This is a genomic window from Paraburkholderia polaris (assembly GCF_012927345.1).
Lineage (GTDB): Bacteria > Pseudomonadota > Gammaproteobacteria > Burkholderiales > Burkholderiaceae > Paraburkholderia > Paraburkholderia polaris.
On sequence record NZ_JABBGJ010000027.1, the window covers coordinates 73,929 to 98,069 of the forward strand.

24 protein-coding genes are annotated in these 24,141 nt (G+C 63.4%); 11 read left to right on the top strand and 13 right to left on the bottom strand.

Going from position 1 to position 24,141, the window contains the following annotated elements:
• Positions 1–167: 167 nt before the first annotated feature.
• From HHL24_RS24365 to HHL24_RS24380, 4 genes are all read right to left on the bottom strand, one after another.
• On the bottom strand, positions 168–815 hold the full coding sequence (locus tag HHL24_RS24365) for an NAD(P)-dependent oxidoreductase (RefSeq protein WP_169487920.1): 648 nt from the start codon (positions 813–815) through the stop codon (positions 168–170).
• Positions 816–955: 140 nt separating this feature from the next.
• Positions 956–1,414, bottom strand: a complete 459-nt coding sequence (locus tag HHL24_RS24370; protein WP_169487921.1) for an Rrf2 family transcriptional regulator — start codon at positions 1,412–1,414, stop codon at positions 956–958.
• 87 nt (positions 1,415–1,501) lie between these two features.
• Positions 1,502–1,975, bottom strand: a complete 474-nt coding sequence (locus HHL24_RS24375; protein ID WP_206002998.1) for a hypothetical protein — start codon at positions 1,973–1,975, stop codon at positions 1,502–1,504.
• Positions 1,972–2,463: a GNAT family N-acetyltransferase gene (locus tag HHL24_RS24380; protein WP_169487922.1), complete on the bottom strand. Its 492-nt coding sequence runs from the start codon at positions 2,461–2,463 to the stop codon at positions 1,972–1,974. The genes HHL24_RS24375 and HHL24_RS24380 overlap by 4 nt, the downstream gene beginning before the upstream one ends.
• Positions 2,464–2,550: 87 nt before the next feature.
• On the opposite strand from HHL24_RS24380, the gene HHL24_RS24385 reads away from it, so the two are divergent.
• Positions 2,551–3,132, top strand: a complete 582-nt coding sequence (locus tag HHL24_RS24385) for a DJ-1/PfpI family protein (protein ID WP_030102684.1) — start codon at positions 2,551–2,553, stop codon at positions 3,130–3,132.
• Between the two features lie 127 nt (positions 3,133–3,259).
• Positions 3,260–3,586: a hypothetical protein gene (locus HHL24_RS24390; protein ID WP_169487923.1), complete on the top strand. Its 327-nt coding sequence runs from the start codon at positions 3,260–3,262 to the stop codon at positions 3,584–3,586.
• Here HHL24_RS24390 and HHL24_RS24395 read toward each other — a convergent pair.
• Positions 3,573–5,327 (bottom strand): sensor histidine kinase, encoded by a 1,755-nt coding sequence (locus tag HHL24_RS24395; protein WP_169487924.1) that lies wholly within the window; start codon positions 5,325–5,327, stop codon positions 3,573–3,575. The two genes, HHL24_RS24390 and HHL24_RS24395, sit on opposite strands and share 14 nt — an antisense overlap.
• A gap of 409 nt (positions 5,328–5,736) precedes the next feature.
• Here HHL24_RS24395 and HHL24_RS24400 point away from each other — a divergent pair, with 409 nt between their 5' ends.
• Complete coding sequence (locus HHL24_RS24400) at positions 5,737–6,939, top strand: ammonium transporter (protein ID WP_169487925.1); 1,203 nt, start codon at positions 5,737–5,739, stop codon at positions 6,937–6,939.
• Positions 6,940–7,150: 211 nt separating this feature from the next.
• Positions 7,151–7,531, top strand: a complete 381-nt coding sequence (gene crcB, locus HHL24_RS24405) for a fluoride efflux transporter CrcB (protein WP_120293069.1) — start codon at positions 7,151–7,153, stop codon at positions 7,529–7,531.
• Positions 7,532–7,574: 43 nt separating this feature from the next.
• Here crcB and HHL24_RS24410 read toward each other — a convergent pair whose 3' ends face one another.
• From HHL24_RS24410 to HHL24_RS24445, 8 genes are all read right to left on the bottom strand, one after another.
• Positions 7,575–7,994: a DUF1801 domain-containing protein gene (locus HHL24_RS24410; protein ID WP_169487926.1), complete on the bottom strand. Its 420-nt coding sequence runs from the start codon at positions 7,992–7,994 to the stop codon at positions 7,575–7,577.
• A 312-nt stretch (positions 7,995–8,306) separates the two neighbouring features.
• Complete coding sequence (locus tag HHL24_RS24415; protein ID WP_169487927.1) at positions 8,307–8,885, bottom strand: c-type cytochrome; 579 nt, start codon at positions 8,883–8,885, stop codon at positions 8,307–8,309.
• Positions 8,878–10,143 carry a sulfite dehydrogenase gene (gene soxC / locus HHL24_RS24420; RefSeq protein WP_169487928.1) on the bottom strand — a complete coding sequence of 422 codons (1,266 nt, stop codon included), beginning with the start codon at positions 10,141–10,143 and terminating at the stop codon, positions 8,878–8,880. Before soxC ends, HHL24_RS24415 begins: the two co-directional genes overlap by 8 nt.
• A 116-nt stretch (positions 10,144–10,259) precedes the next feature.
• Entirely contained in the window at positions 10,260–11,300 is a 1,041-nt protein-coding gene (locus HHL24_RS24425) for an ABC transporter substrate-binding protein (protein WP_169487929.1), read from the bottom strand.
• A 47-nt stretch (positions 11,301–11,347) separates the two neighbouring features.
• Positions 11,348–12,178 carry an ABC transporter ATP-binding protein gene (locus HHL24_RS24430; protein WP_169487930.1) on the bottom strand — a complete coding sequence of 277 codons (831 nt, stop codon included), beginning with the start codon at positions 12,176–12,178 and terminating at the stop codon, positions 11,348–11,350.
• A complete protein-coding gene (locus tag HHL24_RS24435; RefSeq protein WP_169487931.1) occupies positions 12,172–13,230 on the bottom strand; it encodes an ABC transporter permease in 1,059 nt (352 codons plus the stop codon). The genes HHL24_RS24430 and HHL24_RS24435 overlap by 7 nt, the downstream gene beginning before the upstream one ends.
• A 57-nt stretch (positions 13,231–13,287) precedes the next feature.
• Entirely contained in the window at positions 13,288–14,739 is a 1,452-nt protein-coding gene (locus HHL24_RS24440) for a SidA/IucD/PvdA family monooxygenase (protein WP_169487932.1), read from the bottom strand.
• A 151-nt stretch (positions 14,740–14,890) separates the two neighbouring features.
• Positions 14,891–16,390, bottom strand: coding sequence for an MFS transporter (locus HHL24_RS24445; RefSeq protein WP_169487933.1), 1,500 nt, complete (start codon positions 16,388–16,390; stop codon positions 14,891–14,893).
• Between the two features lie 277 nt (positions 16,391–16,667).
• On the opposite strand from HHL24_RS24445, the gene HHL24_RS24450 reads away from it, so the two are divergent.
• The 7 genes from HHL24_RS24450 to HHL24_RS24480 all read left to right on the top strand — a co-directional run bounded on the left by HHL24_RS24450 (position 16,668) and on the right by HHL24_RS24480 (position 24,132).
• Positions 16,668–17,735 carry an ABC transporter substrate-binding protein gene (locus HHL24_RS24450; RefSeq protein WP_169487934.1) on the top strand — a complete coding sequence of 356 codons (1,068 nt, stop codon included), beginning with the start codon at positions 16,668–16,670 and terminating at the stop codon, positions 17,733–17,735.
• A 16-nt stretch (positions 17,736–17,751) separates the two neighbouring features.
• Entirely contained in the window at positions 17,752–18,615 is an 864-nt protein-coding gene (locus tag HHL24_RS24455; protein WP_169487935.1) for an ABC transporter permease, read from the top strand.
• 40 nt (positions 18,616–18,655) lie between these two features.
• Positions 18,656–19,525 (top strand): ABC transporter permease, encoded by an 870-nt coding sequence (locus HHL24_RS24460; RefSeq protein WP_169487936.1) that lies wholly within the window; start codon positions 18,656–18,658, stop codon positions 19,523–19,525.
• 71 nt (positions 19,526–19,596) lie between these two features.
• On the top strand, positions 19,597–20,472 hold the full coding sequence (locus HHL24_RS24465; RefSeq protein WP_169487937.1) for an ABC transporter ATP-binding protein: 876 nt from the start codon (positions 19,597–19,599) through the stop codon (positions 20,470–20,472).
• A 46-nt stretch (positions 20,473–20,518) separates the two neighbouring features.
• Positions 20,519–21,895, top strand: coding sequence for an LLM class flavin-dependent oxidoreductase (locus tag HHL24_RS24470; protein WP_169487938.1), 1,377 nt, complete (start codon positions 20,519–20,521; stop codon positions 21,893–21,895).
• A 30-nt stretch (positions 21,896–21,925) separates the two neighbouring features.
• Entirely contained in the window at positions 21,926–22,873 is a 948-nt protein-coding gene (locus HHL24_RS24475; protein WP_169487939.1) for a TauD/TfdA dioxygenase family protein, read from the top strand.
• A 71-nt stretch (positions 22,874–22,944) separates the two neighbouring features.
• The gene (locus HHL24_RS24480; protein WP_169487978.1) at positions 22,945–24,132 is read left to right on the top strand and encodes an LLM class flavin-dependent oxidoreductase; all 1,188 of its coding nucleotides are present in this window, start codon (positions 22,945–22,947) and stop codon (positions 24,130–24,132) included.
• Positions 24,133–24,141 lie beyond the last annotated feature (9 nt).

Genomic DNA, 24,141 nt, shown 5'->3' on the forward strand with positions numbered 1-24,141 from the left:
ACGCCAGTGTAGCCGCAGTTTTACCGCCAGCGACCGAACATGCGTAACCGATTGTTAGGACGCTTGCGCCAATTCGAGGATTGGCGGGCTGCCCTCGCCCCTCGAGCGACCGCCGGGACACACGCAACGGGCCGGCGCGACACGAGCCGCGCGCGGTCCGTTCAGGCTCAATAAGCCACCGTCGCGATCTGACGGACGAAACGGCCCTGCTCCAATTCGTCGACGAAGGCGATCGCATAGTCTTCCGCCGAAATGCGGCTGTTGCCCTCAGCATCGGCCAGAAGCGTGTTCGCGCCCGTGCGGAACTTGCCGGTGCGCTCGCCCGGAGCAATCAGCGCGGCCGGCGCGAAGAAAGTCCAGTCGAGGTCGGTGACGCCGCGGTAGTAATCGAACGCATCGCGATGGGCCAGGGCGATTGCTTTGTAGGCGTCCGGGAAACCGTCCGTGTCGACCAGTTGCTTACCCGGCACCACTTCGAGCGAACCCGCGCCGCCCACCACCACGAGGCGCTTCAAGCCCGCTGCGCGCACGCCCTCGACGAGCGCGTGGGTCGCCTTGGTCAGCGCCGCGAGATCGTCTTGCGGCGGCGCATAGGCGCTCGCCACCACGTCGTGACCGCGTACTGCCGCGCCGACGCTCGCGGCGTCGAGCACATCGGCCTGCGCGGCCTTCAGATTCGCCACATCCGTCGGCACGCGCGCCGGATTGCGCGCCAGCGCCGTCACCTGATGCCCGCGGCGGGCCGCTTCCGCGGCGATCCGCGAACCGATCGTGCCAGTGGCGCCGAACAACGCGATCTTCAACTGTTTGCTCATTTCGATACTCCTGTTATTGGCTTATATGTAACTACATTGATTACATATAACGCCGAAAAAAGAGGGGCCTGGGCCCCCGTCCGTTCCAAGGCGCGCGTGTCTCGACTGCGGAACACACGCCCTTCGGTACTGCTTCTTTACTAGGTCGCCTGTGGACGCCGCTTGCGTTCACGCGCCCGCTCGGCTCGCACCAGGTCGGAAGTGGCATCGGCCAGCGTGCGTGCGCCGAGCGATGCTTCCATGGCCTGCTGCGCTTCGTCGATGATACCGCGCAGCACGACCTGGATATTGCGCCCCACCATGCACGCCGGATTCGGCTCCTCGCGATGCATGGCGAACAATTGCGCGTCGTCTACCGCGTGATAGACCTCGAGCAAGGTGATGTCGTCAGGCGCACGGGCCAACAGCGCGCCGCCGCCCGCGCCGAGTTGCGAGGTAGTGAGGCCCGCATCGGCCAGCATGGTCAACAGACGCCGGATCAACGCAGGATTCGTATTGACGCTGCCCGCGATCATCTCCGACGAGAGCGGTGTGCCCTCCTGCAACGACAACAGCGCCAGCACATGCACCGCGAACGCAAACCGGCTACTCGTATTCACAGCAAACCCGCCCTACGGCGACAATGTGTAACCATAGTAATTACATTTAATCCGACTGTCAAACGGATGGACGCACGGGCCGCCATCTCACTTGTCCATCTGCTTTTGCGCATCGCTGGAATCGCCCGATGCCGACGAGGAAGCCGAACCGCTCGCCGACGAGGCCGAGCTTTGCGCCGACCACTCCTGCAGCTTGCGCCCCGCCGTCTCGAGGCCCTGGCCGGTCAGTGCCGCCGCCTTGCCGAGTTGCGCATTCGTCGCGCTCGCCGCGCCTTGCAGGTTGGCTTGCGCGGTCGACGCCAGCGCGGCTGGATCGATCGTGATCGACGGCGCGGAGGCCGATTCGAGGTTCTGCTCCGCGGTGGCTTTGGTCGCATCGACCTGCTGGCCGACGTAGCTGGCTGCCTGATCAAGCTTCTGACCAGCGGCTTGTGCCGCATCGTTGAGCTTGCCGCCGACCTGTGCCGACGCATCATTCTTCTGACAAGCCGCGAGGCCGCCGAACACGAGGGCGACAACAGCGACGCGGCGCAACAACGGTGAACGAGTAAATAAAGTCATGGCTGAGTGTGAGCCGCATCGAGCGGCTTCCGCATGCGAAAACGCGCCAATGATACGCCGTTGCGCCGCACGGTCTCCGCGGCGAGCATCTGGAAGCCCGCAGACTCGAAGCTGCGGCGCGCGCTGAGGCTGACATCGGCGCTTAGCGCAGTAGCTCCGCCCAGCCGCGCCACCGCTTCAAGACGCGCCAGCAGTCCGGCCGCCAGACCTTGCCGGGCATAGCCAGGGGCCACGTACAGCATCTCGACGTGATCGGCCGGATAGAGTTGCGCGAAGCCTGCCGGCTGGCCCTCGCACAACGCCACCAGCGTAAGACCGCGCGCGAGCCGCGTCGCGAAGGCTTGTTCGTCGTCGGCGGCCGACACCCATGCGGCGCGCGCCGAGGCGTCGTAGTCAGCGGCGGCAAGCTGTCCAACCGCGGCTCGAAACAGCTGCGCCAGCGCCGCCGTGTCATCCACTTGCAGCGCGCGCCATTCGAAATGCGTCATTGCGTGCTCCGTCGCGGTTCTGTCAAACGTGTTGGAGTAGACTCCCTGAGCATTCGATGTGTTCCGTTGATCAATTGGAGGCATGCAATGGCAGCAAAGAAGATTCTGTTCCTGACCGGCGACTTCGCCGAGGATTACGAAACGATGGTGCCGTTTCAGGCATTGCAGGCGGTCGGCCACGTGGTCGATGCTGTCTGTCCGAACAAGAAAGCGGGCGAGAAGATCAAGACCGCGATCCATGATTTCGAAGGCGACCAGACCTACACCGAAAAGCCTGGCCATCAATTCACGCTCAATGCAACGTTCGACGACGCCGATTCCCGTCAATACGACGCGCTGGCGATCGCAGGCGGCCGTGCGCCGGAATATCTGCGGCTCAATCACAAGGTGATCGAACTCGTGCGGCAGTTCGCCGAAGCGGGCAAGCCGATCGCCGCGATCTGCCACGCCGCGCAACTGTTGGCCGCCGCCGACGTGATTCGCGGCAAGCGCATTTCCGCCTACCCGGCCTGCGCGCCCGAAGTGAAGCTGGCCGGCGGCGAGTACGCCGACATTCCGGTCGACGCGGCGATTACCGACGCCAATTTCGTCACCGCTCCCGCATGGCCGGCTCATCCTGAGTGGCTGCGTCAATTCCTCGTGCTGCTCGGCACCCGGATCGAACTCTGATCCTAGGGCGAGCGCCTTGCCCTCGCGGCAATGCGCTCGCCTGAACGCACCCGCATTTGAGACTAGTCCGATAGTTCGCAGCGAAAGGTTTTCCTATAGTCGCCGGTTGACCTGGGAGCCTTTTTCGATGGAACTGACTGATTGGATCGTCATTCTCGCCGTCACGTTGATGGCGATTGCTTTTTTCTGCGCGCGCACGCCGGCTAACTGGTCGCGAGAAAACCGCGCGCGACGTCTGGCGGGCACGCGCATGCTGGTGCAAGCGGCGTGCTCGTTGTGGGCGGCGCTATTGATTGTCGCGCGCGGCCTGTTCGCCCTGGACGGCCTGCCCGGCCTGCACCCGGCGCCGCTCCAGGCGCTGAGCGGCGTTGCGATCCTGATCGCCTGCGGCTGCTATTGGTCGATTCGCGGCAGCAAACTGCTCAAACCGCGCCGGCTGTTTACCGCGTACTGACGCCCGGCGCGGCATTGGCGGCCTGCGCTGCCGCACCGCCGCTCAAGCCGAGGCCGTCACGATCACCGGGGCTCGCGCGCACTTCGCGCACATCACGAACCGCGTGAGCACCCTCCACCAACGTGGCATGCGTTTCGACAGCCTGTTGCGCCGTCCGCACCCCGGCTTCGGGCAGCGACAGATAAAACGTCGTGCCCACCCCCTCTTTCGACTCCGCCCACACGCGCCCGCCGTGCCGCTCCACCACGCGACGCACGAGCGCAAGCCCGATGCCCTCACCCGCCGCCACATTGCCGTGCAGCCTTTGAAACGCGTTGAAAAGCCGCGGCAGCGCGACCGCCGGAATGCCCAGGCCATTGTCCCGCACGTAGAAAATCCGTAGCGAATGCACGCCCGGCGGCGCCGGCGTCGTACCAATTTCGATCTGGCCTTCGCGCGCCGGGTCCAGATAATTGACCGCATTGCCGATCAGGTTCGCGAATACCTGTTCGAGCGCCGTCGGGTCGCCCCACACCGGCGGCAATTCGTCGACGATCACATGCGCCCGGCGCGCCCGGATCGACCCTTGCATGGCATCGACCACGCGCGGCACGATATCCCGCACTTCGACCTTTTGCTGCCGGTACTCGACACGGCCGACACGCGACAGTCGCAACAGCGCGTCGATGATATGAGATGCCCGCAACACGGCCGTCTGCAGGAAGTGCAGCGCCTCGCCGATATCTTCGTCCACCACCCGTTCGATGCGCTGCCGCGGTTCTGCCGCGAGCGACGACTGGCGCAGCACCGCGCGCAATTCGTCGCAGGCGCGCGTCAGTTCTTTCGAGAAGCCTTGCAGATTCACCAGCGGCGCACGCAGGTCGTGCGACACGCTGTAGATGAACATTTCGTTTTCCTGGGTCTGTTGCCGCAAGGTCTCGTTGATGCGCGCCAGTTCACCGGCGCGGCGCGCGAGATCGGACTGGAAACGCGCCTGGATGCGCTCAGCTTCGAGCAGGCGCCGGCTGGTTTCATGCAAGGTCAGATCGAGCCGGGCGATTTCGTCGCGGCCCGGGCCGATCGGCGCCAGCGGCTCGTTGCCCGCGAGCCGCCCGGCGTTATCGGACAGCAACGCGAGCCGGCCGCGCACGCCGCGCGTGAACAACCAGACGGCCAGCGCGACGAACAGCAAGGAGCCGAAGACGGCCGCGACGACCAGCGTCTGTTGCCGTTCACGCGCGGCGTCGGCGGCATTCGAGCGCAACGTGTCGAGACGCCGCTCTTCGGTCTGGAAGGCCACCACCTGCTGACGGAAGCGATCGAGCACGTCGGCCGGGGCCAGGTCGCGAAAGCGTTCGAGCAGATCGCGCCGCCGCCCCGAATGCAGCATGTCCTGCACGCGGTCCGACCATTGACGATACCCCTGCACTGCCTGACGCACCTGCACCACGCGCTCGACTTGCGCCGGGTTATCGGCAACCAGTTCGGCTAATTGATCGATGCGATGGTCGACGTCCATCCACAAGGTGACCGGCGTCGTAAAGTGGGTACCGTCGGCGAGCACCGCGCCACGCAGCGCCACGGACTCACCCAGCACCGGATCGAGAATCGCGGTGGTCTGGCGCAGCACGTCTTCGCTATGGATGGCCCACTGCTCGGCTTGCGCCGCGTCGGACTGTGCCTTGACCAGGCCGGACAGCAGCGCCAGTTCGAAGATGGCCGGAATTGCGATCAGCAACAGGCCTTTAGTGGTCAGTCTCATGCGTACGCATTGGAGGTCGATGGCCGGCAGATCGTGCACGGGACGGCACATTATGTCGGCGTTTAAGCAGGAAGACAAAGATGATGCGCCACCGAACAGGCTTCTGACGCCAGATTCGTCCCCGCACGCAACGATTGCGTATAAAACGTCAGGCTTTTGAATTAAACGTAAATCAAATCGAATATTTTGCCCGCATTTGGATCATAGGGGCCGTTATGAAACCGTAATGCACTTATATTGTGCTTTTGTCGTTATTCAAGGTGCAAAGCATAGTGCATCGCTCGAGCGGCAACGCGTGATATGAAACCCATCCCGGTGCGGATTTGCACCTGATCGATGCTTACCAGCACAAATTTGGCCCGCTTCTTGCATTCAATGCCCGCTTTTTTGGCATAAGCGGGACACATCGATGGAAAATCTGAAAACCGGCACCGATACCCTCTTCCTTTTGCTGGGTGCCGCGATGGTGCTGGCCATGCATGCGGGATTCGCGTTTCTCGAACTCGGCACGGTCCGCAAAAAGAATCAGGTCAATGCGCTGGTCAAGATTCTGGTGGACTTCTCAGTCTCGACAATCGCGTATTTCTTCATCGGCTACACGATCGCCTATGGCGTGCAGTTCTTCGGCAGCGCCGAGTCGCTGGCCGCGCACAACGGCTATGCGCTGGTGCGCTTCTTCTTCCTGCTGACCTTTGCGGCGGCGATTCCGGCGATCGTGTCGGGCGGTATCGCCGAGCGCTCGAAATTCAATCCGCAGCTGTTCGCCACCTTTGTGCTGGTCGGCTTCATCTATCCGTTCTTCGAAGGGATCGTGTGGAACGGCCGCTTCGGCATCCAGAACTGGCTCACCCAGGTATTCGGGGTACCGTTTCACGACTTCGCAGGCTCAGTGGTGGTGCATGCCTTCGGCGGCTGGGTCGCGTTGCCGGCCGTGCTGTTGCTCGGCGCGCGCCATGGCCGCTATCACCGCGACGGTGGCATCGCCGCGCATCCGCCGTCGAATATTCCGTTCCTCGCGCTCGGCGCATGGGTGCTGGCGGTCGGCTGGTTTGGCTTTAACGTGATGAGCGCGCAGACGATCGACAAGATCAGCGGCCTCGTGGCCGTCAATTCGTTGATGGCGATGGTCGGCGGCACGCTGACCGCGTGGCTCGCGGGCCGCAACGATCCCGGCTTCACGTACAACGGCCCGCTCGCCGGGCTGGTCGCGGTATGCGCGGGCTCCGACGTGATGCATCCACTCGGCGCGCTGGTGACGGGCGGCATTGCGGGCGTGCTGTTCGTCACTATGTTCACCTGCGTGCAGAACCGCTGGCGCATCGACGACGTGCTCGGCGTGTGGCCGCTGCATGGTCTGTGCGGCGCGTGGGGCGGCCTCGCGGCCGGCATCTTCGGTCTGCATGCGCTCGGTGGCCTGGGCGGCGTATCGTTCGGCGCGCAACTGGTCGGCACGCTGGGCGGCATCGTGGTGGCGTCCCTCGGCGGCACGCTCGTGTACGGGGCCATTCGCCTGACGGTGGGCTTGCGGCTCGACCAGGAAGACGAATACAACGGTGCGGACCTGTCGATCCACAAGATTTCGGCGACGCCGGAACGCGAAAGCGTCGGCTGATGGGCTGGCCGCAAACCAGCGACTGCGCTCACCTGTCCCCCATGCCTGGCCGATGCTAGACTTGCGCGCTGCAGATGGCATTCTCCCGGTTATTCACTAGCCGCCCTTGATGGCTGATGATGCCTGCCTCGCCCGGACGACTGCGACGCGGCATCACGCCTCCCGCTCAGTCCGGTTTCTCGACCTTTTGGCTTCGCCAGAGTACTTTTGCATGTATTTGTCCATTCTCGCGGTCGGCATTGGCGGCGCGCTCGGTTCGCTGTTCCGCTGGTTTCTCGGTATCCGTCTGAACGGCCTGTTCACAGGTTTGCCGCTCGGCACCTTCGCCGCTAACGTGATCGCGGGCTACGTCATCGGCGTCGCGGTCGCGGGGTTCGCACGGGCGCCACAGATCGCGCCCGAATGGCGGCTCTTCGTTATCACGGGCTTGATGGGCGGCCTGTCGACTTTCTCGACGTTCTCGGCGGAAGTCGTGCAGCGCTTGCAGGACGGCCGGCTCGGCTGGGCGGCCGGCGAGATCGTCATTCACGTGGCGGCTTCGCTCGTGATGACTATCCTGGGCATCGCAACTGTTTCGTTGCTGTCGCGCTGAAAAACCCTCGAGCGCTGGATACGTCCAGGCAATGCCTATAGCTTCACGTCTCTTTACTCTTGTGTACTTTCGCTCGAGCACCCGCAGGCGCATTTTTCTTCAATTTGGTCTGGTTGTATTCGATAGCGGCACGGACGAGTTTTTTTAAAGCCGGTCCGTTGACCTTATCGCCCTCGAAGAAATCGATCGCCCGTCTCGCGTTGCCTTCGAGGCCCGCGTTGAAGAGCTTGTCAGGATCCGGGAGGCCCGCTCCGTGGGCAAAGGTCAGCTTCACCTTCCCTTTGTGGGCGTTGGCGACCGCGATCATTCCGTCGCGAGACCACACCGGGCTTCCCATCCACTTCCATTCCTCGATGATCTCCGGGTCGGCCTCAAGAATGGTCTTGCGGATGCCGGCGAACGTTTTGCCGCGCCAGTCCGTGATGCCTGCGATCAGCTGGTCAATGCTTTCCGATGGATTCATTGGATCGTTAAGCCTCGAATCGTGAGTATCGCCATTCCTGGCTGGCGCAACCTGTGGTGCGGGCAGGCCCCGTTTCGGCCGAGCCTGGTTTTGGATTGTGCCAGCATCAATCTATCCGCGCCAATACCAGTTCCAGGGCCGCAAAGAATGGCTGCCACCCGCCTCTCGCGCAGGCGAATGCGGCTGTTCAATATCCCCAACGATTACGGAAGTACACGCCGAATGCGCCAGTTGCCCCGGCTACCTGAGCCGGCAGATACCGGCGATTTGCTTCGCTTCGCCCCTCGACCCCGGGGCCGAAGCGCGAGCGCCTCATAGTTGGCCCGGCCGCGGATCGGCCACGAAACCGTTACGGTTGGGCATCACCACGCGCGGCAGCGAGGCCGCATCGAGCCGCGTATTCGCCGGCACGATGCCGTTCTGGTTGAGCAGGAATGCGCTGAGCGCATACACCTCGTCAGCGGAGAGCGATTCGGGCGCGTTGTAAGGCATCGCGCGGCGAATGTAATCGAAAAGGGTCGTCGCATAGGGCCAATAGCTGCCCACGGTGCGCTTCGGCTTCGCGCTCGCGAGCGTGCCCTGACCGCCTACCAGCGGATCGCCGAGGCCGCCCTCGCCTTGCGCCCCATGGCACGCTGCGCATTTCGCGGCAAATACGTGCGCGCCGGTGGCGACGTCGCCGCTGCCCGGAGGCAGGCCACGGCCATCCGGCGCGACGTCAATGTTCCAGGCAGCGAGGTCCAGATCGGTGAGCGGTGTGCCGATACCGTAGGCCGCCTCCGTGTTCTGTACGCCCGGCGCGATCGAAGAACACGATGCCAGCGCCACGAGCGGCAGCAGCACGGCGAGTATCACTCGCGCCGGCGTGCGTATCGAACGGCCATTACGCATTGCGCACCTCGCCGCTTGCATCCACCCGCCATTGCTGGATCGCGTTGTAGTGGTACTGCGAATTCAGGCCCCGCGCCGCGACGAGTTCGGCACGCGTGGGTTGCACGTAGCCGGTCGAATCGGTGGCGCGCGAGAGAATCGCGGCAGCGCCGCCGTCCCAGCGCCAGTCCGCCTGAAAGCGCGTGAGCGCGCGATCGTGGATAGGACCGTCCAGACGCGCGAGACGCCACGTCGCACCGCCATCGGTCGACACTTCCACCTTGCGGATCGTGCCGCGTCCGGACCAGGCCAGACCGGTGATCGGGTAATAGCCGTGCGTGGTGAGGCGATGCCCCGGCGACGGCCGCGTAATCACCGACTTCGCGTCCATCTCGAACGCAAACTGACGCGCGGTGCCGTTCGCGAGCAGGCTGGTGTACTTCGAGGTTTCCTCTCGCGTTTGCAACGGCGCATCGACCACCTTCAGCCGGCGCAGCCACTTGACGTTCGTATTGCCCTCGAAGCCGGGAACGATCAGACGCAACGGATAGCCGTTCTCAGGACGCAAGCGTTCGCCGTTTTGCGCGTAGACCACGAGCGCGCGGTCGAGTATCCGTTCGAGCGGCAAGCTGCGCGTCATCGCTGCGGCATCCGCGCCTTCCGCCAGCAACCAGCCACCCGCCGGATCGATCGGGTTCGACAGGCCACCCACCTCCTCCAGCAAAGTCGACAAACGCACGCCGGTCCATTCGCAGCACGACAGCAGACCGTGCGTAAGTTGCACCGGCATGCCGCTCGGGCCATTCCATTCGTTGCCGGTATTACCGGAACATTCGAGAAAATGGATACGCGATTCGGACGGCAGGCGCAGCAGGTCGTCCATCGTGAAGAGTTTCGGGGTACGCACGAGGCCGTGAATCGCCAGCCGATGCTGATCGGGATCGATGTCAGGCACGCCGCCGTGATGACGTTCGTAGACCAGCCCGTTGGGGGTAAGCGTGCCGTGCAGATCGGCGAGCGGTGTCATCGACGAAGCCGCGCCGGGCAGCGGCCACGCGCGCGCACTCCGCCGCACGACATCCGCTTCGTGCAGTGACGGCACGCCGTACGGATGCTCGAGGATCGGCGCGCCGGGCACGCGGCTCGATTGCGCCACCGTGATCGGCTTGAGCAATTCGCTTGCTGCCGCGGCGTGGGAAACAACGAGGCCACCGGCCGCCAGACGACCAAGCAGTCGACGGCGGCCGCGCGACGGCGGAGAGTTGTGCGGATTCATCATGGCGTCGGCGCATCTTAGGCGAGCCGATTAGCGTAACGATGCCTCCTGTCATGGCCAAACGATGATTTCGTATATCGATCGCCGTAGACCGCATAACAGCCGGATATTGCTCGCCGCTACGCCAGCACGTTCGAGAACACCCGATCCGCCAGACGGTTCGAATCAGTCCCGCTGTTGAGCACGCCAACCGCCTTCAGGTCGTCGGCATAAAGCGAAATCTCCTTCTTGAACGCGTCGCCGACCGGATGATGGTGATCGGTATGGCTCTTGAGCATCGCAGTCAGTTGGCTGACCTCTGCGGACGGCGTGTAGACCGAGAAAATCGCCGCCGCATCGGCCGGATGATTGGCGGTCCACTCGGTCGCGTCGAGCAGCGCCTGCGTTAATGCCTGCGCGGTAGCGCGATCCTTTCGCACCAGCGAACCGCGCACGCCCAGCACGCAGCACGAACGCGCCTGATATTCGCCGCACAGATTGTTCGACACTTCATACAGGTAATCGGATTCGCGGATCGTCCAGATGTTCGGGTCACCATCCGCGATCGCCTGCACTTCGCCTTTTTTCAGCGCCTCGCCCAATAGATTCGCCGGGTACTGACGCCAGTTCACGTCGCGTTCCGGATCGATACCGATCTTCTTGAACACGATGGCGAAGAAATTCTTGGTGGGACTTGCCATGTCGCTGACGCCGATCGTGCGGCCCTTCAGTCCCGCCACATCGACGATGCCCGACGCACGCGTGGCCAGCAAACGCATGCAACCGCCGTGAATCCCGGCAGTCAGTTTCACATCGAAGCCCTGCTCCAGCGGTTTGAGCCAGCGCAGCGCCATGCCGACGCCTGCGTCGGACTTGCCCGTCGCGATCGCCTCGAGCAACTGGTCCGTCGAACCGGAAAAATTCACGAGTTCCACCTGCAACCCGTGCCGCTCGAAAAAGCCCTGCTTCACTGCAACGGCCACAGGCGCGGTGCAGATCGCGCCCGCGTTCCAGGAAAGCTTGAGCGGCTTGAGCGGAGCCTGCGGCGTTTGCGCAAAAGCGAGCGAGCCCGACATACCCAGAGACGCACCACCGAGCGCCGCGGCTCCCGCAGTCCAGGCCGTCTTGCGCAACCACGCGCGGCGGCCGGGGCTCAGCGGAGATTCATCGTAGGGATTCATGGTTGACTGTTCCTCAGGTCGTAATCGATTGTTTTATTCGTTCGGGTTCAGGTGTCGAGTCCGAGCTGGGCGAGCACCTCGCGGCGCAGCGCCACCAGTTTCGGATCGTCGCGATGGCGCGGATACGGCGCGTCGTTGCGCACTTCGGCGACCACGCGCGCCGGCCGCTCGCTGAAAACGATCACGCGGTCGGCGAGCAACAGCGCCTCTTCGACGTCGTGCGTCACCAGCAGCACGGAAAAACGGGCGTCCTGCCAGAGCCGCGCCAGTTCGCCCTGCATGCGGATACGTGTGAGGGAGTCGAGCTTGCCGAACGGCTCGTCCAGCACCAGCAGCGCCGGATCGTTGACGAGCGCGCGGGCCAGCGCGACCCGCTGCGCCATGCCGCCCGACAATTGATGCGGAAACGCTTCGGCGAAGTCACTGAGACCGACCAGTTCCAGCGCGGCGTCGATCCGTTGCTGCACCCGTTCTTCCTGTGGACCGCTGCGCCGGGCGAAGCGTTTGCGCTGCGCCTGCGGACCGATCCCGACGTTGCCGCGCACCGTACGCCATGGGTACAAGGTCGGATCCTGGAACACCACCACGCGCGACGGATCGGGACCGGTGATCGCGGCGCCGTCGGCCTGCACACTGCCCTGCGTCGGCGTATCGAGCCCCGCCACGAGACGCAGCAAGGTGGACTTGCCACAACCGCTCGGGCCAAGCAGCGCGACGAACTCCCCCGGCTCGACGGCGAAGCTGACGTCATCCAGCACCGGCAACGCAGCGCCGTGGAGCGCGAATTGATGGCTGACATGGCGCACGTCGATGCGCGCGCCATCACGAACCGGCACCGCAGCGGCGGCCTGATTCAGCACTTCAGGTACGGCTACCATTTGAGCAATCCTTTTTGCCACGCCAGCAAGCGGTCACGCAGGCGGAACAGCAACGTGATCAGACCGGAGCACATCAGCGCCATCACGAGCAGCGCGGCATACATATTCGAATAGGCCGCCCAGCCCTGTGCCCATTGCAGATACCAGCCGAGTCCCGCTTTCACGCCCATCATTTCCGCGACGATCAGCACCGAAAACGACGCGCCAAGCCCCATGAACAGGCCAACGAACACCGACGGCAGCGCCGCCGGAATCGCGACGCGCAGGATCAGAAAACCGGGTCTCGCGCCGAGCGTGCGCGCGATGTCGTAGTAGGCCGAGTTGACACCGGCCACACCCGACCAGGTCAGCACGGCAACCGGAAAGGCGGTCGCCAGCGCGATCAGGAACACACTCGCGCTAAAGCTCGACGGAAAGAAGAAGAACGCCAGCGGCAACCAGGCGGTCGCCGGTAACGGTCCGATCAATCGCAGGACTGGATGGACCCAGTAGCTCACGGCCTGCGACCAGCCGATACTCACCCCCATCACGAAACCCGCCGCTGCGCCCAACACGTAGCCATAGGCGAGGAGTCCAAACGAATGCACGACGCTCGACCCAAGCCGCGGGTAGTCTTCGGCATAGACTCCGATCAGCGCTTGCGGTGGAGCAAAGAAGGGCCGCGGCAGCCACTCGAGTTGCGCCGTGACGGCTTCCCATACGCTCACGCCGAGTGCCAGCGCGAGCAGCCACGGCATCGCGTGAAGCCATGCATCGGTACGCGTCGGCGTCTGCGCCTTCGAGGCTTGACTGCGCCATCCCGCGACGCCCGTCGCGACAGCGAATGCCGCAAGCAGCAGCTTGAGCGCGATGAATTCTTTCGTGTACGGCCAGTCGTCCGCACTCGGCCACCATTCGGTCAGCGCGGCGCTGCCGAACCACGCTATCGCAGCGAGGGCCGCAATCAGGACGCCGCGTGAGAGCCCACGCCGCGCTACGGCGCGGTTGACGTCGCCTGGGTCCGCGCCGATGGCCGGAGCGCGTGTCGCGATCGATTCGAACTGAGTGGACATAACGGTTCCAGCCTCCTGCCTTGTTGAGCTAACGTGACCGCGTGCATGGGGACAACTTCATGCGACGTCGGCCCTGTCGCGCTGCCAGACGCTCTGTGCGTAGACCGATTCGTCGAAATCGGCAGCGATGTCGCCATGAATACGGGCTTCATGCGCGTCCAGATCGGCGAGAAACAGATCGCGGCTGATTCGCTGCACCACGGCGGCAATGTCGCGCTTCATGCTCGGCACGTCGCCGACCGGCAATCCGAAACTGACGAAGGCCGCCGGGTTGTAGACGTGGATATTCTTCAGATAGGGCGCGTCGCCCTCGACCTTCTCGAGGTATTCGAGCGCGGCGCCGAGATACGGATGCGCGCCAAGCGCGTCGTCGCTATCGCTTGCGGCGGGCACATATTGATCGCGCCACAGGCGGATATGTCCGGCGATCTGCGCCAGTTCCGGCCGAAGCGCGAGATCCACGACATAGCCCGTGCCGGCAATGACGAAATCGAATGCAAACGACTCACCCGCCACATGAGTCTCGACCTGCTGCGCATCTCTCACGCTGGCGTGGGTCCACGGTGCACCGAGATGCAGATGAAAGTTCGGAAAACGTGTGACGCGTTCCACGGCGTCGACCGGCGGCGTCGAACCGGCATGGCGGAAACGCCGCGCCTGCGACCAGCGAATTGCGTCGGGCAAATGGAAATAGTTGTCGTACGCACCCGGATAGGCGCGCGTGCGGGTCACCGGCACCGACGCAATCCGCTCACGTCGTGCGAACAGATGGACCTGCCCTGCTCCGGCTTCGAGCGCCGTTCCTGCCGCATCGAATGCGGATGCCGCGCCGCCGATCACCGCCACGGATTTGCCGCGCAGTGCCGCGAAATCGATCGCCTCGGAGGTGTGCGCAAGCAGTGCCGGCGGAAGGCTTTTCAGCACAGCGGGAATGTTCGGTCCGCCATTGCCCGCAACCCCGTTGCCGAGGACGATCTTGCGTGCCGTCTCCACGACGGTCCGAACCGCGGTGCCGTCGCGTACTTCCAGATGCAAACGGAAATGCTCACCTGCGGGTTCAATCCGCGTGAGCCGAGTGCCGTAGCGAATCGGAATCTCGAGGAAATGCCGGTACCACGCGAGATACTCGGCCCAACGCGTGCGAGGAATCCGGTCGATCTCCGCGTACGATTCGGCGCCGAAGCGCGCTTCATACCATGCCTGAAAGTTTAGCCCTGGCAAGCCCGCCTCTGGACCGGCCAATGACTTCGGCGTGCGCAATTTGTTCATACGGGCGCGATTCAACCAGACGCCCGCTTGGCCCTCATCGGCAGCGGCGTCGATCACGCTGACCTGACCGATGCCGGCGCGCCGCAGCGCGAAGGCGAACGCCGCGCCGGTCTGGCCGCCGCCGACAATCACCACGTTATGGTCGATGCCATCGCGTGGCGGGACCCAGTTTTCGGGCGCCGGGCCAATCAGCCGCAACGTGTCGAGCGCATGCTGATCGGGTTGAGTGAATTGCGTCATGGTGTCGGGTTCGGCCAGGGAGTTGAACAGCTGACAGATGCGTCGAAATCGGATGGCGCAACCATCGGACGATCAAGTATCGCGGCGCCAGAGGCTTACCCAAACCAGCAAATTTCGCTTTGCTTATTTGTTTTGGGGCGCGTCACAGGCATCACGCTCGTACCGACTTTCCCGTCACCGGCGGCTCCTCGTAGTCCTCGGCGTCGATGTCATAACCCGACGGCTCCCAACGGATCGCCAGCAGCACGAGCAGTGAAGTCAGCGGCGCGATCGCGATCAGCCAGAAAACCTTCGTGCCGAATGCGGCGGACAGAACAGGAAACAGAAATAGCGAAACTGTCGACGCGGAACGCACCAAGGTCTGATTGAAGCCCACGCCGATTCCGCGCAACGAGGTCGGGTAGCTGAGCGACGCATACGTCATCGAATGGGAGCCGGGTCCGAAGCCTTGTCCGAACAGATAGCCGCCGAGCAACAGAATCGCGACCACGACGAGTGCGCCGCTGCCCGGTTTGCCGATCAGCGCGAGCCCGATCAGCGAGGCGAACTGCAGCGCGTGCCCGAGCACCGTCATCTTCCATGCGCCGACGGTCGGTGCGGTGCGCACGCCGATCAGCCCACCCACGAACGCAAATGCCAGATTCAGCGCGAGCGCCGCGATGATCGTCGTGAGCGGCCCTTGGTGGAAGAAGCTGGTGATGATCACCGGCAAGCCGAAGATGATCGCGTTGTAGCCGAACGAAGAGGCACTGCCGATCACCGCGGCAAGAATCGTGCGGCGCCGGTAAGTCGCGTTGAACAGCACCCCATAGTTGCGCCACGATGCCGCGCGCGGTGCCTTGACGGGCGTCGTGCTTCGTTCAACCACCGCGTCGACGCCGTATGAGCGCTTCAGAATGCGTGCGGCCTCGTCGAGATCGCCTTGATTCGCTGCCCAAACAGGCGATTCGCTAATATAGCGGCTGCGTACGAGAATGATCGCGATGGCCGGCACCGCGCCGAACGCGAGCGTCAGACGCCATAGCCAGCCAAGCTGATGCTCGGGCAGAATCGCGTACAGCCCGAGAATCAGCAGATAGCAGGTGCTCGTCGCCGCGTACCAGGCGGGGCACCACGCCGCGACACTGGCCGCCTTGTTGCCCTTGCCCGCCACCCGCGAGAACTCCGCAAGAAACGCCATCGCCACCGGCAGATCGAGACCGACGCCGAAGCCCATCAGAAACCGTGCGCCGCCGAGCACCCATGCGTTCGGCGCGAGGCCGACGGCGATCGCCGCGACCACGAAGAACAGCATATCGGCCATGAACACACGATAGCGGCCGATGCGATCGGTCAGATACCCGCCGAACAATGCGCCGAGAATCGCACCGAATGTGATCGCCGACGAGACGAATCCCACCTGAACCGGCGATAGCGAAAACTGGCGCGCGATGTCCTTGATCCCATAAGCGAGCGACGTCAGGTCGTAAGCATCGAGAAAGACTCCACCCAGCGCAATCGCGATCACGACGCGTGCATTACTGCCCTTTGCAGCGCCTGCGTTGACGATGCGCGAGACGTCCTGCGCGCTACGGATGACGGTGGGACGCGCTGCGTCACTAGTAGGCGCTTTCGGGTCGGCGACGGTAGATGGAAAAGCAACGGTGGACATGATCTCGCGTTCGCATGAATGGCTGAAGCGTTGCATGGTAGCCATGCGATTCATGTCGGCAAAACGACGAATTTATCTATGCAAATCGGGAATTGCGCACTTGCACCAGACTAGTGCCGCGCGACGCGATGCAGGTAGTGTGGTTCGAACTACTGCAGATTTTCTTATCAGCAATGATTGGTTGGATTCGAGGGCACGCGAACCTAACGTGTAGTGCCGGAGATCGACCCACCTGAGCGCTTTCATCTCGTTCCCTTCCCTCGACTGGTATTGCCGCATGCGCTATTTTCGTCTGCTGAAATCTTTCGTCGCCGTGGCGACCCTGTCGCTCGCCGCGGTTCACGCGTATGCCGACAAGCCCGCGGTGATTCGCATCGGCGTCGCTCAACAGGGCACCGGCGATCCGCCTTCTTTCGGTGGCTCGCCTGCGGCTACGGTGCAATTGCAGCAGTCGCTCGAAAAGGAATTCGCTGCCGACGGCATTAAGGTCGAATGGCTGTTCTTCAAAGGCGCCGGCCCCGCAGTCAACGAAGCGATCGCCGACAAATCGCTCGACTTCGCCTTTCAGGGCGACCTGCCCGCGGTGCTGGCCCGCGCCAATGGCCTGAAAACTCACCTTCTGCTCGCCTCGGGCGTGCGCACCGGCATCAAGATCGCGGTGCCCGTGGATTCGGACGTGCGCTCGATCAAAGACCTCAAAGGCCGACGCGTATCGATCTTTCGCGGCACCAATCTGCAACTGGTCGCCGACAACGCGCTCGCCGCCAACCATCTCGACGAACGGGATCTGCACGTGATCAATCTCGATACCGCCAGCTCGCTCGCCGCGCTGGCGTCCAAGGGCATCGATGCGTCGGTCAACGATTACCATTTGTATAAGCTGCGCGACCAGGGTCTGGTGAAAATCGTCTACGAATCGCAGAACGATGGACCGCAATTCACGCGTCAATCGCATCTGCTGGTGCTCGACGACTTCGATCACGCGCATCCGGATATCGTGCAACGCGTCGTCAACGTATTCGTCAAAGGCGCGCAATGGTCCTCCGATGAAGCGAACCGCGACGCGCTCTTCAAACTGTGGGCAAAGAGCGGCGTGACCTATTCCTCGTGGCAGGCCGAGTTCGCGAATCAAAGCCTGAAAGATCGCAATTCGCCGTTGATCGACCCGTTCATCGTCGCGCGCTATAAGGCCGTCGCGGCGGATGCGCTGAAACTCAAACTGATCCGTCAGCCGGTCGAGGTCGATAGCTGGTTCGAGACGAAATATCTCGACAACGCACTACGCGCACAAAAGCTAGACCACTACTGGACGCCCTACGACGCCGCCGGCAAGCCGCTCAGCTAAAACGGGAGCGATCACGATGAGCGAAACCACATTCCCGGTCGAGCGCGACCGGCTCGGCCCCGCCGCCGTGGCGCCTGAGGTGCCTGAGGCCCCGCTGCATCGCAATCCGCGCCTGCGCGCACTTGGCTGGCGGCTCGCGCCGTGGGTATTGCCGGCCGTGCTGCTGTTCTTTTGGACAGTGGGTTGCGAGCGCGGCTGGATCGCGCCGCAGATTCTGCCGCCGCCCGAGCGCGTGTTCGACACCTTCGTCGAGCTGGCGAAAAGCGGCGATCTCGCAAGCAACACGCTGATCAGTCTGCAACGCGTTCTATTCGGCTTCGGCGCGGGCACCCTGCTCGGCTTCGTGCTCGGCGCGGCGCTCGGCCTGTCGCGCACCTTCGAAGCCTATGTGCTGCCGAGCTTTAACGCGTTGGTGCAGATTCCGGTACTCGGCTGGCTACCGTTTCTGCTTCTGCTCGTCGGCGTGGGCGAGCCGCTCAAATACATCCTGATCGCGCATGCGGCGCTCGTTCCAGTCACGTTGAGCACGCTGCAAGGATTCCGCCAGACACCCGCCTCGCTCAATGAAGTCGCGCGCGTGTTCGAATATAACGGCTGGCAACGGATCTTCTATCTTGTCCTGCCCGCTGCCGTGCCGACGCTCGCCACCGGCGTGCGGCTCGCGTTCACCAAAGCCTGGCTCGCGCTGGTGGTCGTCGAACTGGTGGCGTCGTCCGAAGGGCTCGGCTATTTGATTGTCTACGGCCGGCAACTGTTTCAGCTCGATCTGGTGATGGCGTCGGTGGTCGTGGTGGGTGCCATTGGCTACGTGGTGAACCGGTCGCTGGACGCACTCGAAGCGCGTTTGCGGCGCGGGCAGCCGTCGGCGTTTCGCGGGTAAACGCCGACGGCTCCCACGCGTCGCCCTTGAGGAATCTACGATGAGTCTCTTCTCCTTCAACCGATCGAAGCCCTCCACCGACACGTCCTGCGACTGCAACGTGCCTGCCGCCTTCCGCCGTGCCGCGCAACCGCGCCGGCGGCTGCTCGCGCGCGTCGACTGGCGCGGCGCCGTCTTGCCCATCGTCGCCATTGCGATCTGGTGGGCAGTCTCAGAAGCGCACGTGGTCAAAAGCGGCTTGCTGGTCAGCCCCGCACAGGTCCTCGCCACGGCGTGGCAACAGATCGTCAGCGGTGCGCTTCTCAAGGCCCTGTCCGCGTCGCTTGCGCGCGAAGCGAGCGGCTTCGTGATCGGCACGCTGGGCGGCTTGCTGCTCGGCAGCGTGCTCGGCTTCTCGCGGCTTGCCACACGCATGATCGGCCCGAGCTTCGACACGTTCAAACAGATCTCGCTGTTCGCATGGATCCCTTTGATCTCCGTGTGGTTCGGTCTCGGCGATGCAGCAAAAGTCGTGTTCCTGTCGCTGGCCGCGTTGCTGCCGGTCGCCGCTCACACGTGCGACGGTATCCATGCGGTGCCGCGCGCCTATATCGAAGTCGCGCGCGCTTTCCGCTACACGCGATGGCAACTCATCAGCGCCGTCATTCTGCCGGCCGCGTTGCCGTCGATCTTCACAGGCATCTACCTCGCGCTGATCTATTCGTGGCTCGCCACGCTCGGTGCCGAATATCTGCTGGTAGCCGGCAGCGGCATTGGTAACACGCTGATCGACGGCAGCGAGCAGTTCCGCATGGATCTGGTGCTGTTCGGCGTGATCGTGGTCGGTCTGACCGGCTGGGCGTTGAACGCGCTGGCGCGCGCCGTGGAGCGTGCGATTTTTGCACGCCGCTCTCCCGCAGCCGCACGATAAACACACACTGAATACGCGCCGAATATGCGCCGAATCCGCACTGAATACGGACGAAAAGGACAGGACCGCACATGACGTCTTCCACGCTTTCCGAGAGCATCGACATTCTCCATGTCAGCAAGCGCTATGCACAGCAAGATGGCACGCCACTCGCGGTGCTCGACGACATCAGCCTGCGCGTGCGTCCCGGCGAGTTTGTCAGCGTGCTCGGCTCCAGCGGCTGCGGTAAGTCAACGTTGCTGCGGCTGATCGCGGGACTGGATACGGACTACACGGGCGACATCGTCGTCGCGGGAGAAAAGGTACGCGATACGTCGCTCGAACGTGGGATCGTGTTTCAGGACCACCGTCTGTTTCCGTGGCTCACGGCGTCGCAAAACATTCTTGCCGCGCTGCGTAACGCCCCGCTATCGGCGCGCGAAAAGCGCGATGCGGTCGCGCAGCACATCGCGCTCGTCGGACTGAACGGCTTTGAACATGCGTATCCACATCAATTGTCGGGCGGCATGGCGCAGCGCGTGGCAATTGCGCGCGGCCTCGTCAATCGTCCGCGCGTGCTGCTGCTTGATGAGCCGTTCGGCGCGCTCGATGCGCTCACGCGCGGCCGCCTGCAAAACGAGTTGCAACGCATCTGGGAGCACGAACGCATCACGATGATTCTCGTCACGCATGACGTCGATGAAGCGCTTTACCTCGGCGATCGCGTCGTCACGATGGCGCCACGGCCGGGCCGCGTCAAACGAATTGTCGATGTCGCGTTGCCGCGTCCACGCGAGCGTAACGATCCCCGCTTCATTCGTTTGCGCGACGAAGTGCTGGCCGATTTCGCCGAGCACGACGGCGAGCACCGCGCCCCTCCCGGGGACGATACGCCACACGGCGGCACACGCATTCAAGCTGCGCCGGTAGCAAGCCCGCCGATTACCGAATGGCGGCTCGCATGGTGACGCGCACGGCATTTCTCAAGCACACAAATCATTCACGGAGCGGACGATGAGCGGTGAAAATCGGCAGAAGCGGCAGATCAGATTGGGCGCTTTCCTGATGGAGACGGGTCACCATATCGCCGCGTGGCGGCATCCGGATGCGCACGCAACTGGCGGGCTCGACTTCGCGCACTACGCGGAACTGGCGCAAATCGCCGAGCGCGCCAAATTCGACGCAGTGTTTTTCGCCGACAGCGTAAGCGTGCGCGACACGAATCTGCCCTCGCTATCTCGCACTGCACGCGCCGATCATTTCGAACCATTGACGCTGCTGTCGGCGCTTTCGGTTGTGACGAAACACGTTGGCCTGATCGCGACGGTCTCCACCACCTTCAACGAACCGTACAACCTCGCTCGTAAATTCGCCTCGCTCGATCACTTGAGCGGCGGCCGCTCGGGCTGGAATCTCGTCACGTCCAGCACGGAATCCGAGGCACTCAATTTCAATTTCGAACGCCATCCGGATCACGCGGTCCGCTATGAACGCGCGCGCGAGTTCTACGATGTGGTGGCCGGGCTTTGGGATAGCTGGGAAGACGATGCGTTTATCCGCGACAAGGAAAGCGGCGTCTATTTCGACCCGGACAAGCTGCACGTGCTCGGTCACACAGGCAAGCACTTCAAGGTGCGCGGACCGCTGAACGTCGCGCGCTCGCCGCAGGGCTGGCCGGTCGTCGTGCAGGCCGGCGCGTCGGAGGCGGGGCGTGAACTAGCAGCGCAAACCGCGGAGGTGATCTTCGTCGCGCATCAGACGCTCGATGAAGCGCAGTCGTTCTATCGCGACGTCAAAGGGCGCCTCGCGAAATACGGACGCGCGCCGGACCATCTGAAGATCATGCCGGGCATTTTCCCGATTATCGGCCGCACTCAGGAAGAGGCTGACGCGAAGTTCGCCGCGCTGCAGGACCTGATTCATCCGACTGTCGGTCTGTCGCTGCTGTCGAACATGTCGGGCGGCGTGGACCTGTCACAGTACCCCGTCGACGGGCCGCTGCCCGAGTTGCCGGAAACCAACGGCGGCAAGAGTCGCCAACGCTTGCTATTCGATCTGGCGCGGCGCGAAAACCTGACGATTCGCGATCTGTACCTGCGCATTGCCGGCGCTCGCGGCCATCAGCAGGTGGTCGGCACGCCGCAAAGCATCGCGGACCAACTACAGCAGTGGTTCGAAGAAGAAGGCGCCGACGGCTTCAACATCATGTCGCCGTGGTTGCCTGGAGGGTTGACGGAATTCGCCGAACTGGTGGTGCCGGAGTTGCAACGGCGTGGACTTTTTCGTACCGAATACGAAGGGCGCACGCTGCGCGAGAATCTCGGCCTGCCGCGCCCCGAAAACCGTTACGCCGCTGCGACAAAACAGGTACCCGCAGTTGCGGGTTATTGACGCGAAACGTTCTCTACCTAAGGAGCTCCCATGAGCGCAGCCGCATTGCAGGAAGTACAGTCGATTCAGGTCACCCCGCTTTCCGCGCATATCGGCGCTGAAATTCATGGTGTCGATCTCACACAGAAGCTGGACGCGCGCCAGATCGCGGAGATTCGCGCGGCGCTTCTGAAGTGGCGCGTCGTATTCTTTCGCGAACAGTTTCTGACGCACGAGCAGCACGTCGCTTTCTCGGCACAGTTCGGCGAACTCACTTTGGGTCATCCGGTGTTCGGCCATGTCGACGGTCACCCGGAGGTCTATTCGATCTCCAAGTATCGCAAGGCCACGCGCTTCGAAGGACAGGCGCTGCAGCGGCCCTGGACCGGCTGGCACACGGATGTGACAGCCGCGGTCAATCCGCCCTGGGCGTCGATCCTACGCGGCGTGACGATTCCGCCTTACGGCGGCGATACGCAGTGGACCAGCCTGGTGGCTGCTTATCAGAAGCTCTCCGAGCCGCTGCGCGCATTCGTCGACGGCCTGCGCGGACTGCATCGCTTTACGCCGCCTGCCGGCGCGAGTGGCACCGAAGCGTTTGCCAAGGCCGTCGAACAACGCATTCTCGTCACCGAACATCCGCTTGTCAGAGTGCATCCAGAAACGGGCGAGCGCGCACTCTATGTCAGCCCGAGCTTCCTGAAGTCGATCGTCGGCGTGACGCCACGCGAAAGCCAGGCGCTGCTCGAACTGCTCTGGGAACATGTGACGCGGCCGGAATTCACCGTGCGATTCAAATGGGAGGCCGGCAGCGTCGCCTTCTGGGACAACCGCGCGACGGCTCACCTCGCGCCCACCGATATTTTCGATCTCGACTTCGACCGGCAACTGTATCGCACCACGCTTGTCGGTGACGTGCCCGTTGGCCCGGACGGTGCGCAGTCGGTGGCGATCGAAGGCTCGCCAGTGAGCGCCGCCGCGGCAGTCGCGTTGAACTGATATTCACTGCTATTCACTGATACTCGCTGATATTCACTGTGACTCACTCAACGCTCGCTGCGCCCTCGCCCGTGTCGACGGCTTCCGCCGAAGCCACGCGTGACACCTCGCCCTTCGTTCCAGTTCGCTCGCCTGCCGCATTCGCGGATAGCCCGGTATCGCGCGCCTTGGAGCAGCCCCTGCTGCTCGGACTGTTCCTGCCGATTCAGGCGGGGGGCTGGAGCGCGTCGACGCTCCCACGCAGCACCGACTGGTCATTCGATTACAACCTGGCGCTGGTGCAAAAGGCCGAGGCATTCGGTTTCGACCTCGTCTTCGCACTGTCGCAATGGCTGCCGAAAGGCGGCTACGGCGGTGTATTCAATGGCGAAGCACTCGACTCGTTCATGTCACTCGCCGCGATGACCGCCCGCACTGAACGCATCATTCTGGTAGCGACCAGCCATGTGCTTTACGGTCCGTGGCATCCGCTGCATTTCGCCAAATTCACCGCCACGCTCGACCACATCTCGAAGGGCCGCTGGGGCATCAACGTCGTAACGGGTCATCGCGCCATCGAGCATGAGATGTTTGGCTGGCGCCGTATCGAACATGACCGGCGCTACGAACTTGCCGCCGAGTTTCTCGACGCGGTTCAGCAGCTATGGGTGCAGCCGGAAAACTTCAGCTTCGCACCTGAGCTGTCGTCGTGGAAACTGGACAAGGCGTTCGTGACGCCAAAGCCGCGCTATGGGCGGCCGCTGCTCGTGAACGCAACCGGCTCCGATGCCGGCATCGACTTCGCGGCCCGTTACTCGGACATCGTGTTCATCACGAGCCCTGCCGGCTCCGAGATCGAGGGCGCACTGGCCGCCTTGCCTGCTCACACGGCGCGCGTGAAGGCCGCGGCAGCGAAACACGGGCGCAAGATCCGCACGCTGATCAATCCGATGGTGATCTGCCGCGAGACAGCCGCTGAAGCACGCGCGTATCACGACGCGATCGTGGCGCACGGCGACGAAGGCAGTTTTCATCGCTTCGATAGCGACGCGCATGCATGGCGCGGCAATGCTGAACAGCGCAGTCAGGCCGCCTCCCGCGCGGTGGGCGGCAACATCTCGATCGTCGGCTCACCGCAGCAGATCGCCGATTACATCGTGCGTTTGCATCAGGCCGGCGTCGACGGCGTGCAATTGAGTTTCTACGATTTCCAGCCCGACCTGGATTTCTTCGGTGAGCGCGTCCTGCCGTTATTGCGCGAAGCCGGTTTGCGGTACTGATGGCATTCA